The sequence below is a fragment of the Brevibacterium sp. HMSC22B09 genome (assembly GCF_001806795.1).
GTDB classification, from domain to species: Bacteria; Actinomycetota; Actinomycetes; order Actinomycetales; family Brevibacteriaceae; genus Brevibacterium; species Brevibacterium ravenspurgense.
Genome location: NZ_KV785998.1, coordinates 25,511 through 39,480 on the forward strand (window position 1 = coordinate 25,511; position 13,970 = coordinate 39,480).

Annotated in this window: 13 protein-coding genes; 12 read left to right on the forward strand and 1 reads right to left on the reverse strand. The window is 64.3% G+C overall.

All coding sequences use genetic code 11. The features are described from left to right. Positions 1 to 11: 11 nt before the first annotated feature. The 6 genes from leuD to HMPREF3087_RS01180 all read left to right on the forward strand — a co-directional run bounded on the left by leuD (position 12) and on the right by HMPREF3087_RS01180 (position 5,656). Positions 12 to 617, forward strand: coding sequence for a 3-isopropylmalate dehydratase small subunit (gene leuD / locus HMPREF3087_RS01155; protein WP_070423918.1), 606 nt, complete (start codon positions 12 to 14; stop codon positions 615 to 617). Between the two features lie 167 nt (positions 618 to 784). Then, complete coding sequence (gene murA, locus HMPREF3087_RS01160) at positions 785 to 2,104, forward strand: UDP-N-acetylglucosamine 1-carboxyvinyltransferase (protein WP_062019444.1); 1,320 nt, start codon at positions 785 to 787, stop codon at positions 2,102 to 2,104. After that, entirely contained in the window at positions 2,101 to 2,952 is an 852-nt protein-coding gene (locus tag HMPREF3087_RS01165) for a lysophospholipid acyltransferase family protein (protein WP_083271958.1), read from the forward strand. Before murA ends, HMPREF3087_RS01165 begins: the two co-directional genes overlap by 4 nt. Further along, entirely contained in the window at positions 2,949 to 3,953 is a 1,005-nt protein-coding gene (locus HMPREF3087_RS01170; RefSeq protein WP_083271959.1) for an NAD(P)H-dependent glycerol-3-phosphate dehydrogenase, read from the forward strand. The genes HMPREF3087_RS01165 and HMPREF3087_RS01170 overlap by 4 nt, the downstream gene beginning before the upstream one ends. Positions 3,954 to 4,013: 60 nt before the next feature. Further along, positions 4,014 to 4,541 carry a YbhB/YbcL family Raf kinase inhibitor-like protein gene (locus HMPREF3087_RS01175; RefSeq protein ID WP_061943695.1) on the forward strand — a complete coding sequence of 176 codons (528 nt, stop codon included), beginning with the start codon at positions 4,014 to 4,016 and terminating at the stop codon, positions 4,539 to 4,541. An 8-nt stretch (positions 4,542 to 4,549) separates the two neighbouring features. Continuing rightward, positions 4,550 to 5,656, forward strand: coding sequence for a D-alanine--D-alanine ligase family protein (locus tag HMPREF3087_RS01180; RefSeq protein WP_070427758.1), 1,107 nt, complete (start codon positions 4,550 to 4,552; stop codon positions 5,654 to 5,656). 547 nt (positions 5,657 to 6,203) lie between these two features. On the opposite strand, the gene HMPREF3087_RS01185 is transcribed toward HMPREF3087_RS01180, so the two are convergent. After that, entirely contained in the window at positions 6,204 to 6,722 is a 519-nt protein-coding gene (locus tag HMPREF3087_RS01185; RefSeq protein WP_070427759.1) for a DUF3515 family protein, read from the reverse strand. Positions 6,723 to 6,766: 44 nt separating this feature from the next. Between HMPREF3087_RS01185 and thiL the strand changes: the two genes are divergently transcribed. From thiL to HMPREF3087_RS01215, 6 genes are read left to right on the forward strand one after another with little or no spacing between them, the layout of a single operon-like run. After that, complete coding sequence (thiL, locus tag HMPREF3087_RS01190) at positions 6,767 to 7,876, forward strand: thiamine-phosphate kinase (protein ID WP_256173008.1); 1,110 nt, start codon at positions 6,767 to 6,769, stop codon at positions 7,874 to 7,876. Positions 7,877 to 7,915: 39 nt separating this feature from the next. Further along, a complete protein-coding gene (locus tag HMPREF3087_RS01195; RefSeq protein WP_070427761.1) occupies positions 7,916 to 9,634 on the forward strand; it encodes a DAK2 domain-containing protein in 1,719 nt (572 codons plus the stop codon). Next, positions 9,631 to 11,724 (forward strand): ATP-dependent DNA helicase RecG, encoded by a 2,094-nt coding sequence (locus tag HMPREF3087_RS01200; protein WP_070427762.1) that lies wholly within the window; start codon positions 9,631 to 9,633, stop codon positions 11,722 to 11,724. The genes HMPREF3087_RS01195 and HMPREF3087_RS01200 overlap by 4 nt, the downstream gene beginning before the upstream one ends. Then, positions 11,721 to 12,290 carry a 16S rRNA (guanine(966)-N(2))-methyltransferase RsmD gene (gene rsmD / locus HMPREF3087_RS01205; RefSeq protein WP_070427763.1) on the forward strand — a complete coding sequence of 190 codons (570 nt, stop codon included), beginning with the start codon at positions 11,721 to 11,723 and terminating at the stop codon, positions 12,288 to 12,290. Before HMPREF3087_RS01200 ends, rsmD begins: the two co-directional genes overlap by 4 nt. Then, entirely contained in the window at positions 12,287 to 12,772 is a 486-nt protein-coding gene (gene coaD / locus HMPREF3087_RS01210; RefSeq protein WP_070427764.1) for a pantetheine-phosphate adenylyltransferase, read from the forward strand. Before rsmD ends, coaD begins: the two co-directional genes overlap by 4 nt. Continuing rightward, positions 12,772 to 13,965, forward strand: coding sequence for an MFS transporter (locus HMPREF3087_RS01215; protein WP_070427765.1), 1,194 nt, complete (start codon positions 12,772 to 12,774; stop codon positions 13,963 to 13,965). Before coaD ends, HMPREF3087_RS01215 begins: the two co-directional genes overlap by 1 nt. Positions 13,966 to 13,970 lie beyond the last annotated feature (5 nt).

The following is a 13,970-nucleotide window of genomic DNA, read 5'->3' on the forward strand; positions in this document are numbered from 1 at the left end:
GGAGGAAAGCTGTGGAGAAGATCACCAAGCACACCGGGATCGGCGTACCGCTGCGCCGCTCGAACGTCGACACCGACCAGATCATTCCGGCGGTCTACCTCAAACGGGTGACCAAGACCGGCTTCGACGACGCGCTTTTCGCCCACTGGCGCAAAGACCCCGACTTCATCCTCAACCGCGAGCCTTTCTCGGCAGGCTCCGTGCTCATTGCCGGCCCGGACTTCGGTACGGGGTCGAGCCGCGAACACGCAGCGTGGGCGCTCAAGGACTACGGCTTCAAGGCCGTTCTCTCCAGCCGCTTTGCCGACATCTTCCGGTCCAACGCGGGTAAGAACGGCCTCGTTGCAGCACAGCTCGAACAGTCGGACATCGAACTGCTGTGGAAGGTCATCGACAACAACCCCAACACGGAAGTCACCGTCGACCTCGAAACGCGGACCGTGTCTGCCGATACCGTCACGGTGCCGTTCCAGATTGACGACTTCACTCGCTGGCGGCTGATGGAAGGCCTCGACGACATCAGCCTCACTCTGCGCGACGCCGACGCGATCGACGCCTTTGAAGCGAAGCGGCCCAGCTACAAGCCGCTCACCCTGCCGGCCCGCACGGAGGACTGAACGAGGCGGAGGCTGGAAAGAAGACTGAGCGGCAGCCTGGTGGCACTCGGCAGGAGGGTGGCCGCAGCAGAGTGCGAGGCCCAGGACCAGCACACATGCAGGTCTTGGGCCTCAGCCGTTCGAGCTAGCATAGAAGCCGGCTTATACGCTTCAGGCACAGGAGGAACATGCTCGAGGTCAACGGAGGCAATCCGCTCACAGGCACCGTTCGCGTCAGAGGTGCAAAGAACCTGGTGCCCAAGGCGATGGTTGCCAGCCTTCTGGCAGAAACACCTTCGACGCTGCGCGGTGTTCCCTGCATCAGCGACGTCGACATTGTCACCGGACTTCTCGAGCTCCACGGGGTCAGCGTCACCCAGCACCCCGACGGTGACCGGCCCGATGGCGAACTGCGCATGGACCCCACCCGCGTTGAGCAGGGAGCGATCGCGGACATTGACGCTCACGCCGGTTCATCGCGCATTCCGATCCTCTTCTGCGGACCACTGCTGCACCGTCTGGGACGAGCATTCATCCCCGACCTCGGCGGGTGCCGAATTGGGGACCGGCCCATCGACTTCCACCTCGACGTCCTGCGCTCCTTCGGTGCGCAGATCGAAAAAACGGCCGGCGGCATCAGCCTCACCGCCCCCACTCGGCTGACGGGAACCAAAGTAGAACTGCCCTTCCCGTCGGTCGGTGCGACCGAACAGGTGCTGCTCACCGCCGTGCGCGCTCAGGGTCTGACCGAGCTCAAGAACGCCGCTGTCGAACCTGAAATCCTCGACTTGGTGGCAATCCTGCAGAAAATGGGCGCCATCATCTCGGTTGACACCGACCGGGTCATCCGAATTGAGGGTGTTGACTCGCTGAACGGCTACACCCATCGGGCACTTCCGGACAGGATCGAAGCGGCATCGTGGGCATCCGCAGCACTGGCAACCGGCGGCGACATCTTCGTCGAAGGTGCCGACCAGCCCAGCATGCTGACGTTCCTCAACACGTTCCGCAAAGCCGGCGGGCAGTTCACGGTGAAGGAAAACGGCATCCGGTTCACCCACCCCGGTGGCCGCCTTCAGTCGTTGGCCCTGGAAACTGCCGTCCACCCCGGTTTCATGACCGACTGGCAGCAGCCGTTTGTCGTGGCGCTGACGCAGGCAACCGGACTGTCGATCCTGCACGAAACCGTGTACGAAAACCGCCTGGGCTTTACGAACGCACTCGTCAAAATGGGGGCCCAGATCCAGCTGTACCGCGAATGCCTGGGCGGCACCCCCTGCCGTTTTGGGCAGCGCAACTTCCGCCACTCCGCCGTGATCTCCGGGCCGACACCGCTGAAGAGCGCCAACATCGACGTGCCCGATCTGCGCGGCGGGTTCTCGCACGTCATCGCAGCCCTGGCCGCTGAAGGGCGCTCCGAGGTGTCCGGCATCGAAATCATCAACCGCGGCTATGAAGACTTCATCGCCAAACTCGACGGCCTCGGCGCACAGGTGAGCCTGACATGAGCACAGACAAGAACAGGGGAGCGGGCAGCGAGGTGAACGGCGAGGAGCGCCGTGAAATGAGCGGCAGCCAGGCGAGCCGCGAGACCAAGGCGAACGGCACAGACGAAAAGAACAGGCACCTCGGCTTCGAGGTTGCCTACGACCTGAAGTCGACCGGCCAGCAGCTCCGACGTGCGTCTTTCCTCGCCCCGTTTGTGCGCGGCGGCCTGCGGCCGCTGGGCAGGATCGCAGTCCGAGGTGCCGAGAACATCCCGCAGGACGGCCCGCTGATCGTGGCCTCCTACCACCAGTCGAACCTCGACCCGCTGGTTGTGGGCATCTCGATTTACAACCAGGGGCGGCTGCCGCGGTTCATGGCCAAGCACACCCTGTTCACGTTCCCGGTTGGGCTCGTGACCCGCCCGCTGGGTCAGATTCCGGTGGTGCGCGGTTCGCGCGAGGCGGGGGACTCCCTGGCGTACGCAAAAGCTGCCCTCGCCGCAGGACAGACCGTCACGATCTACCCCGAAGGCACCCACACGAAAGACCCCGACATGTGGCCGGGGCCCGCAAAATCCGGCACCGCCAGGCTTGCGCTGCAGACGGGAACACCGATCATCACTGTCGCCCACTGGGGCGTGCAGAACGCGCTGCCGGGCAAATCGCTGCGCCCGCGCCTTGGTCCCCGCCGAGTGATGACCGTAGACTTCTCCGAGCCGATCGTCACCGAAGGCGTGCCTGAAACCAAGGAGAACGTCGCATCGCTGACCGAGCACATCACCGCTCGCATCGCATCCCAGCTTGCCGACCTGCGCGGTGTACCGCTGCCCGATCGGTTCCGCACAGCACTTGAATGGAGGAAAGCGTGACGACAGCCGTCATGGGCGCTGGATCGTGGGGAACAACCTATGCCGGTGTGATCGCCGATGCAGGATTCCCCGTGACCGTCTGGGCACGTTCGGAAGAAGCCGCCCGCGAACTGCGGGAAGAGCACACGAACTCCAAGTACCTGCCCGGCATCCGCTTCAACGACAGGATCACCGCAACCAGCGACCCCGTTGAAGCTCTGCGCGATGCAGAGGTTGTTGTGCTCGCGGTGCCCGCGCAGTCGCTGCGGGACAACCTCCAGCAGTGGAAGGACCATATTCGTTCCGACGCGATCATCGTCAGCCTCATGAAGGGCATCGAACTGGACACGGGCCTGCGCATGAGCGAAGTCATCGCCGAAGTCACCGGCTTTGACGACAAGCAGATCGCGGTTGTGTCCGGTCCCAACCTGGCACGTGAAATCGCCGAACACCAGCCGACCGCAACGGTTGTTGCGTGCACGTGCCCTGAAAACGCCGAAGAGATCGCCCGCCGCAGCGCCAATTCCTACTTCCGCCCGTACACAAATTCTGATGTTGTGGGCGTTGAACTCGGCGGTGCTGTGAAGAACGTCATCGCGCTTGCCGTCGGCATCGCCGACGGTCAGGGACTCGGTGACAATTCGAAAGCCTCGATCATCACCCGCGGTCTGGCGGAGATCACCCGCCTAGCACTGGTCATGGGCGCCCAGGCGCACACGATGGCCGGCCTGGCCGGCATGGGCGACCTCGTGGCCACGTGTGCCTCGCCCCTGTCGCGCAACCGCTCCTTTGGCCGCCTGATGGGCGAAGGCTTAAGCGTTGACGAAGCCGCTGCAAAGACCAAGCAGACCGCCGAGGGTGTGAAATCCGCACCGGCCGTTTTGGGTCTCGGCGCAGCACACGATGTCGACCTGCCCATCACCCAGGCCGTATCCGCCGTCATCCACGGACGCCTGCACGTTGACGATGTCGCCGGCCTTCTGCTGGCCCGCAAACGCAAGGACGAATCGCAGAGCAGCTGAGGGGCCTTCGAGGGGCATGGCGGGTAGGCTGGATCACGCAAGCCCAACAGAGGAGGAACAGTGTCGAACTCACCTTTTGCCAGGCTCAATGACGTACCGCGCTTCGAACTGACCAGCACCGATGTGGCTGAGGGTCAGCGCCTTCCGCAGGCTCAGGCCTCCGGGCTCATGGGTGTTGACGGCGGCGAAGACATTTCGCCGCAGCTTTCCTGGAGCGGTTTCCCTGAAGAAACCAAGGCCTTTGCCGTCACCTGCTACGACCCGGACGCGCCGACTGGCTCCGGCTTCTGGCACTGGACTGTGACCGACATTCCCGGCACCGTCACCTCGCTGCCGGCGGATGCTGGAAATCCCGAGGCGGGGCTCCTGCCCGAAGGTGCTGTCACGGTTCGCAATGACGCCGGTGACCGCCGCTTTGTCGGTGCCGCACCGCCGGAAGGCCACGGACCGCACCGCTACTTCTTCATCGTGCACGCTCTGTCGGAGCCGCTGGGCGTTGACGAAAACGCAACGCCGGCATTCGTCGGCTTCAACATCTTCTTCAAGTCGATCGGGCGTGCCTGGATCGAAACGAACTACGAACTCTGAGAAACCCTATGAGCAGTCAGCGCACCACCGTCGCCGTTCTCTTCGGCGGCCGTTCCAGTGAACACTCGGTCAGCTGCGTCAGCGCAGCCGGCGTCATCGGCGCTCTCGACCTGGACCGGTACCGTCCCGTGCCGATCGGGATTACGAAGAACGGCACGTGGGTCACGGTCGAAGACCCAACCTCGTTCAGCTTTGCTGACGGTGCAATGCCGGAAGTCGAAGAGAACGGTTCGGCGGTTTTCGTATCGCCGTCCACGCGGGGTGTTTCGCTGCTTGAACGTGACGCCGACGGTACGGTGCGCGACCTCGGCGACATCGACGTGTTCTTCCCCGTTCTGCACGGTCAGTTCGGGGAAGACGGCACGCTGCAGGGCCTGTTGGAGCTCAAGGGTGTTCCGTTCGTCGGGCCCGGTGTGCTGACCTCTGCCGTCGGCATGGACAAGCACTTCATGAAGACGGTTCTGCGCTCAGCCGGGATTCCCACCGCTGACTGGCAGACCGTCACCGCAAAGCAGTGGGCCGATGATCCGGCCGGCGTTCGTGAGCGCCTAGCCGCGCTGGGCCTGCCGGTTTTCGTCAAACCCGCCCGGGCTGGATCGTCCGTAGGCATCACCAAGGTTGCGGAGGCTGAAGACCTCGACGCCGCACTGCGCGAGGGCTTCGAACATGACCACAAGGTCATAGTCGAACCCGGCATTGACGGCCGTGAAATCGAATGCGCGGTCCTGGGCTCCCACTGGGACGACGAACTCACTGCATCAGTGCCGGGTGAGATCGTCATCTCCGGCGACCACGAATTCTACGACTTCGAGGCCAAATACCTTTCCGCGGACGATGTCCACCTGGAGGCCCCCGCGGACATCCCAGACGACGTGGCCCGCACAGTACAGGCCATCGCCGCTGACACTTTCCGCGCTTTTGAGTGCTCCGGGCTGACTAGAGTCGACACCTTCGTTCAGGCTGATGGCACGGTACTTGTCAACGAAATCAACACCTCGCCGGGATTCACCCCAACATCGGGATACCCGCACATGATGGGGAAGTCAGGTATCGACTACCCCGAACTCATTTCACGCCTCATCGACATCGCACTGGTCGACGTCAACCGCAGGTGAAGCTGCGGCGAGGGAAGGAGCCCGCGCTTGTCGGGGCACCCGGTCCGAAACCTGCCCACACCCGTTAGCCGGGATCTGCGGCTTAGCAACAACTGCTAAGCCAACAAAATCCGGCTAAAGGGAGTTTTTGTTCGGCTAAAGGGTGGATTCCGGCTAACGGGAGTTTTTGCTGCTGCCCGGTGTGGGGCTGTACTGGTTCTGCAGGCAAGGTACGAGGTGCCGCTTTCGCCGGCACCGGAACCGCACCTGGGCTGGGAGTGGAGTTCCACCTCGTGCGTCGTGTCATCGCACGTGCCCCCGCGACGGGACTAGGGCACGATAAGTTCCGGGAAGCAGCCTGGTTTTCCCTTTGGGCAAGTCATTCTTAAACCTGCGCACTCCCGTTAGACGGAATCTGCGCCTTAGCAACAACTGCTAAGCCAACAAAATCCGGCTAACGGGAGTTTTTGTGCGGCTTAGGGGTGCTTTTGCGGCTAAAGGGTGGATTCCGGCTTATGGGTGCTTTTGCGGCTAACGGGTGTTTGCGTGAGGAAGTGCGGGGTGCCGGTCAGTTCCCGTCGCCAGGTGCCTCGCTGGGCGCCTCGTCTTCAGGTGCTTCGCCGTTTACGTCTTCGGCGCCGACGCATTCGCGCTCGGCTTCGATCTGCTGAACAGCAGCAGACAGAGCCGACAGCGCCTCAGCGCCGGCGATCTTCGTGGTGTCGAGTGTCAGCTCCACCGAGGGGCTGCGTCCGTAGGTTTCAAAAATCCACGTGTCGCCTTCACCTTCGCGGGAAACCCAGTCGACATCGTCGGCACGCACACAATGGTCGGTCGACGGTCCGGGCATTTCGCCGCCACAGCGCAGAACAACAGCGCTCGGATCACCCCACGCGGCTGTGGCCTGGGAAGAAGCTTTGCGCTTCTCGTGATTGCCGATAACCTCCGGCAGGCGCAACATGACATCCGCACAAGCGGGATCGGTTGCGTGAGGCTGCGGTTCGACGACAACAACCGGCGCACACGCCGACAGCCCTACAAGCGCAGAAAAGCCGACAGCTGCAGCGGAGAGCTTCCTCAAGACCATGTCCCTAAGGGTATCGCCCGGCCATTCGCACTAGGCTGATGCCCATGCCCAGCACGCCGAACCAGCCGGAACCCACCGCGCCGCAGCCCAACAACGACGTTGCGCCCAGCGACGCCACAGAGCTGACCCTCAAAGACGTCGGCGAAGACGGCGTGCTCGAACAGATCTTCTCGGTCCTGCAGGCACAATCAGCGCACCCGCCAGCACAGCCACCCGCAGACCCAGAAACACACGCAACCTCCGCCTCGAGCCCGGTTGCCGGCCCGAGTGACCTCATCGTTGGCCCGGGTGATGACGCCGCAGTCTCACACACACCCGGCAATCTGGTCTCCAGCGTCGACATCCTCACAGAGGGAGCTGACTTCCTGCCCGAATGGTTCGACCCCTACCGCCTGGGCGTGAAGGCCGCCGCGCAGAACCTCGCCGACATCTGCTCGATGGGCGCCAGCCCGCACGGCCTGCTGTTTGCGCTGGCCGCCCCGGATGACACCCCGGTCAACACGGTCCGACTCCTGGCACAGGGACTTTCTGACGAAGCCGCACGAGGTGGAGCCACAGTCATCGGGGGAGACCTGTCGTCTTCTCAGTGCCTCACCTCGACCGTGACAGCACTGGGCTTCATCGACCGGGGCCTGACCCCGGTCACCCGGTCCGCTGCCAAGCCGGGCCACGATGTTTTCCTCGCAGGAACTGTCGGCTGGGCGGCAGCGGGACTGGCCCTGCTGTTCGCCGGCGTGCGCTTGGGAGACGACCCCCACCTCGACCCTTTTATAGAGGTGCAGCTGGCACCTCGTCCTGATTATGAGTCAGTACAGAACCTGGCGACCTGGGCGGCAGCTGGGATTGATGCCTCGGATGGTTTGGCCGGCGACCTCGGGCGCGTGGCACGGGCTTCCGGTGTGCGCATCCGCCTGGACGAAACCGCAATCGACCGCCTGGCAGAACCGCTGCTGCCAGCGGCCGAACACTTGGGAACACCGGAAGCTGCCCGCGAATGGGTGCTCGGCGGTGGGGAAGACCACGGCTTCCTCGCGTGCGCTCCCGCGGGCAGTGCTCCGGTAGGGTGGACGCGGATAGGCGCGTGCGAAGAGGGCCAGCCGGATGTTCTGGTGGGCGACCACTCGGCAGCTGACAGCGCCTATAAACACTTCTGACACAGCTTTGCGGAAACGGACGGCTTAGCGGAAACGGACATGGTGAACGACAACAGCATGCGCTGGGGCGGGCGGCTGGCTGCCCGCTGGGCGCAGCAGGCAGTGGAGCGACTGCGCCGCCAGCGCGGCAGCATCGACTCCATAAACGTGTTCCCCGTAGCCGACGGCGACACGGGATCGAACATGTACGCCACCGTGAAATCCGCCTACCGAGCTGTAGAGGCCATTGACGGGCCGGCAACTCTGCCGCGGGTCGTCGAGGCGATGGCCGCCGGTGCTCTGCGGGGCGCCCGCGGCAATTCGGGTCTCATCTTGGCCGTTGCCCTGCGGGGAGTCGCTGACGAACTCGGCGAGGCGGCTCTCGCCGAAGGTGACCTCACGCCCGACCGCTTCGCCTCGGCGATTGAACTGGCTGCCCACCGGGCACAGACCGCAATTGCCGAACCCACACACGGCACTATGCTCACAGTGCTGCACGCGATGGCCGAAACCGCGCGCACCCAGGCCGACGAAGGCGCGGAGCTCGTGCAGCAGATTGAAGCAGTGCGCTCCTGCTCGATTGAAGCGCTGCGCGACACCACCGGCCAGCTGGACGTGCTCGGCCAGGCGCAGGTGGTCGACGCCGGCGCCAGCGGCATCGTCGAAATCTTTGACCTGCTGTACCTCACCGTCACCGGGGGAGCGGTCGGCGAAACCTCCAGCCCCATTGCGGGGCTGACTTCCGTCGTGCCGAAGCTCACGGGTGATGGGGTTACGTGTGGTGGCGCAGGAGGTGCCGGTGCGGCTGGTGCCGGGGCGGCTGGCGCTGGTGCCGCAGAAGGTGCAGGGGCGGCGGGTGCCGGTGCGGCTGGCACTGGTGCCGCGGAAGGTGCCGGGGTGGCGGGTGCTGGTGCCGCGACGGGTGCCGACACGCTGGAGCTCGTGTTCACGCTCAGCGACAGCAAAGACCGAACCCGCCCGCTTAAGCGCATCCTCGCGAAAGCTGACGCCCGGTCGGTCGTCATTTCGTGGCCCATGGTGCACGTGCACGTCACGAGCGAAGCCCACGCGCTGCGCGTGCTGCGCGACGTCGAACAGTACGGGCTGGCGCAGCTGCGGACAGAAGACCTTGTCAACGGCGCAAACCACGGGCCGCTGCGCGCAGCGGCCGCGGCTTCCACAGCGCCGCTCATGCTGCGGGCCGCGCTGACAGGTGCGATAGCCATCCGACTGGACCGCGGCGAACAAGCGGGAAGCCTGCACGACGTCCTGTCAGACGGCACCACAACGGTGCTCGTTGCCGACAGCCCCGAAGGGCAAGCCTCCATCAACGCCGCAGCCGCCGACGGTGTTTACGCGATCCCCACCGGCAGCCCCATTTCAATGGTCAGCGCACTGGCGGTCTTCGACCCCCACGCAGACGCCGACGACGTCGCAGAGGACATGGCCGATGCCGCTTCTCTCGACATCCGCCGGCTGTGCTTCGCCGGACAGTCCGCGGCCGGCCCGCTGGTGTACACGAAAACCGACGTGCTGGTCCTATCTGAGGGCCGCATCCTCTTCATCGAACACACGCCGGAAGCTGCCATCGTCGAGGCCATCTCGCGTCTGGCCGCCGACGGTGACCCCGAACTCATCACCATCAGCTACGGCCAACAGGCAACGCCTCCGATGCGCGAGGCCATGGAGGACGCCGTGCGCCGCGCTTATCCGGAAGCCGAAGCCGAAATCTTCGATGCAGACCTCAGCGGAGTCTGCGCCGATGTGGGTGTCGAATGAAACCGCTGACAGACTTCGTCAGCAGCCGCGATGAAAAAGCACTCGCCAAGCTGGGCATCAGCTCAGTCGGCGAACTGCTGCGGTACTTCCCGCGCACCTACATCCATCCAGGCACCGTCACCGAAATCAGCCGCTTGGAGGCCGGGCAGACCGCAATCGTCTACGCCACCATCGAATCAGTGAACACCAGGCCCATGCGCAACCGGCGCGGCACTATCACCGAAGTGACACTGGCAGACGAACACGCCGAAATCACTGCGACGTTCTTCAACCAGAAATACCTCGCCGAACAGCTCAAGCCCGGCACCCGCATGGTGTTGACCGGCGACATCAAGGTCTACCGCAACTCCCTGCAGATCCAGAATCCCCGCTGGCTGGGACACGAGGACTACATCGACCGCGGGGACATCGAAAACCCCATCCCCATCTATCGGTCCAGCAAACAGTTCGCATCTGACCGGCTCGCAAAGACAATCCGCACCGTGCTCGATGCCCTCGGCGCAGAAGACTTCACCGATCCCATCCCCGCAGAGGTGCTCGCCGACCACGGCCTGCCTGACCTGCGCAAAGCCCTCACCATGATTCACCGGCCAAAAAACGAGGCCGATGTCAAAGAGGCCATGGAGCGCTTCCGCTTCGAAGAGGCCTTCGCCCTGCAGGCCGAACTCTACGGCCGCCGGCAGCGGGCCAAAGCAGAACAGTCCGTCCGCCTGCCCGGCAAAGTCGACGGCCTGCTCGCATCCTTTGATGAGTCCCTGCCGTGGCCGCTGACCAAATCGCAGCGGCGGGCCGGCACCGAAATCTCGCAGGACCTCGATTCGGATTCGCCGATGAATCGGCTGCTGCACGGTGACGTCGGCTCGGGTAAGACTCTCGTGGCCATGCGGGCCATGCTCCAGGCTGTCGACTCTGGCCGCCAGGCGGCCATCATGGCGCCCACGGAAGTCCTCGCCGCACAGCACTATGAGAGCTTCTCGCGCATGCTCGGTCAGCTGCGCACCGACGACACTCTGTTCTCCCAGGCAGAAGGTGTGCGGATCGCGCTGCTGACCGGATCAACCCCACAGGCCCAAAGGCGCAAGATCCTGTTGGACCTGGCCAGCGGGCAGATCGACATCATCGTCGGCACTCACGCGCTGCTGTCGGACACCACGATCTTCGCAGCGCTCGGCCTGGTCGTCATTGACGAACAGCACCGCTTCGGCGTCAACCAGCGTGAAGCCCTGCGCACAAAAGCCGGGGGAGTCATCCCACACGCCCTCGTCATGACGGCAACCCCCATCCCGCGGACAGTCGCCATGACCGTCTTCGGTGACCTCGACGTGTCCACCCTGACCGATATGCCGGGCGGGCCGAAGAAGATCGCCACCCACGTTGTCGCTCTCGGCACGCACCCCCACTGGATGGACCGCGTGTGGGAGGTCGTGGCCGAACACGTCGAGGCGGGGCTGCAGGCCTATGTTGTCGTCAGCCGGATTGAAGACGACCCAGAGCTGTTCGGCATCGACTCTGCACTCGCCGCGATCAACGCTGTTCCCAGGCTGGCCGGCCGCCGGGTTGACGCACTGCACGGACAGATGTCGCAGGAAGACAAAGACGCCGTCATGGCGGAGTTCACGGCAGGCGACATCGACGTGCTCGTGTCCACAACCGTCATCGAAGTCGGCGTGGATGTCCACCGGGCCCGCGCCATGGTCATCCTCGACGCCGACTGCTTCGGCTTAGCTACCCTCCACCAGCTGCGCGGACGGATCGGCCGTGACGGCGAGCAGGCGATCTGCTTCCTCGTGACCTCCCGCACCACAGACGACGAGGCGGTGGGACGGCTGAGTACGGTCGCCGGGACTTTGGACGGATTCCGGATTGCAGAACACGATGTCGACAACCGCCGCGAAGGCGATGTTCTGGGCCGAGGCCAGTGGGGTTCGCGCAGTTCGCTGCGCTACCTGCGGGTGCTGCGCGACGAAGGAATCGTCGCCGCCGCCCGCACTGCCGCACACGCCTATATGGACGCCCACCCGGAGGGCACGCCCGAACTGCGGGCCTATGTTGATGACCTCGCGGGCGATGACCTCATGGAGGTTTCATGACCCGCATCATCGCCGGCAGCCTGGGCGGGCGCAGGATCGAAACCCCGTCCGGCTCTGACACTCGCCCCACCTCGGACAGGGTGCGCGAATCCCTTTTCGCCCGCCTGGACTCCCTGGGGATGCTCGCCGACTCCAACGTCCTCGACCTGTTCGCCGGTTCTGGAGCCCTGGGCCTCGAAGCGATCTCCCGAGGTGCCACCCGGGCCGTGTTTGTTGAGCGCGCCGGCAAAGCGGCTCAGGTCGTGAAGAAGAACATCCGCACCCTCGGACTGAACGACAGCTGCTCCGTCCAGGTGCGCGCCGCCCAACCGGCCGTCGAATCCCTCGCGGGTTCCGATAAGCGCTTTGACGTCATCTTCGCCGACCCGCCCTACCCGCTGGGGGAATCGGAACTTGCCCAGCTGCTCGAAACAGCCGCGGGGCTGCTGAAAGACGACGCGTCGCTTCTTGTCATAGAGCGAAGCGCACGCTCGCCCCAGCCGCAGCTGCCGCATAGTCTTAGCGTGTACGCGAAGTCTCTTCACGGCGAAACCGCGCTGTGGCTTGTTGAGAGGAGCGGAGAATGAAGGTCGTTTGCCCGGGCTCCTACGACCCGATCACCCTGGGCCACATCGATGTGGCGCTGCGTGCGGCCAAGCTTTTCGATGAGGTTGTTCTTGCCGTTGTGCACAATCCCAACAAAACCGGCAATTTCCCGGTTGCCGAACGGGTTCGGCTGATCCGCGAATCCCTCGCCGAATCCGGTGCCCCTGACAATCTCACAATCGACGATGTGCCGGGTGGTCTGCTGGTCGACTACTGCCAGGACGTGGGTGCGGTTGGTGTGGTCAAGGGCATCCGAGGCGGAACCGACTACGCCTATGAACTTCCGATGGCGCGGATGAACAGCGAAATCGGGGACGTCGAAACCATTTTCCTGCCCGGTTCGCCTCACTTGGAGCACGTGTCGTCATCGCTCATCCGCGAAGTGCATGCTCTGGGCGGCGATGTTTCGTCCATGGTTCCCGGCCCCGTTCTCACAGCTCTTGACTCTCTGAAGAACACATAGTGCGCCCCGGTTGGTTCTTCGGGCTTGTCCTCCATACCGTCCTTCTGCACGGCACGTTCAATGCCGCGAAGGTCATGGTGTCGTATAAGACGCTGGCTGAGGGCGGTGACGCTTTTGCCGTCGGCATGATGGTGACGGCCTATTCGCTCGTTCCGCTCTTTGCGGCACTCACCGTGGGCAGGCTCGTGGACCGCGGTCTCTACGTACCCATTCTTTGGGTGGGAACTGCCGCCTGCACCGCCGCGCTGGCAGGTGCCGCGCTCAGTTCGGGGATTCCCGCGCTCGTGCTGTTCTCCATGCTTTTGGGGCTCGGCCAGCTGCTCATGACGGTGTCATCGCAGGCGTTCATCCCCGCCTCATTCGCTCCGCAGGAACTCAACTCTCGCTTCGGCACTCTGACCCTGGGCGTGTCGATCGGACAGACCCTCGGCATGCCCCTGGCGGGTGCTGTTGCCGCCTGGGCGAGTGACGGAACCGGTCCGAATGCCGAGGCGGGGCTGTGGGCCATGTGCGCGCTCGCGGCTCTCGCTTTCCCCTGTGTCTTTGTCGTCATGCGTCGTCCCGCCGTCAAACGGGTCGGGAGGGCGCAGGCGAAGGCTGCCGCGGTTTCGCCGCGGGCGCTGCTGGGCACGCCGGGGATGAAGCCGGCGATCTTCGCCTCGATGGCCACCTTGGCGGCAATTGATCTGATGAGCGCCTATCTGCCGGTCATCGGCGAAAAGCACGGCCTGTCGGTTGTCGTCGTCACTGCGCTCATCACGGTGCGGACAGTTGCGACGATCGTGTCGCGTGCGTTCATGGGTGCGCTCACAGCTCGGTTTGATCCGATGCTTCTGCTGTGGCTGTCCTCACTTGCCGCCGGCGTTACGGTCTTCGCAATTCCCCTGTGGGTGTGGGTGCCGTTCCTCGCGATCATCATGGTGGTGTCCGGTTTCGGCTTCGGGCTGACTCAGCCGTTGACGATGACGTGGGTGTCGATGCTGGCAACACCGGGCAACCGGGCCGCCGTGATGTCGATCCGCCTGGCCGGCAACCGCCTGTCGCAGGTGGTCATGCCGATTGCGGCTTCGGCCGTGGCCTCCGTCGCCGGGGTCGGCTCGATCTTCTTCTTGTCAGGCGGGGTGCTGATGTTGGCAGCAGGCCTGACTCTGCGGGCACCTCGCCCGAAAACCGCCGAGGTGCCGGACCGGTGAGGTGC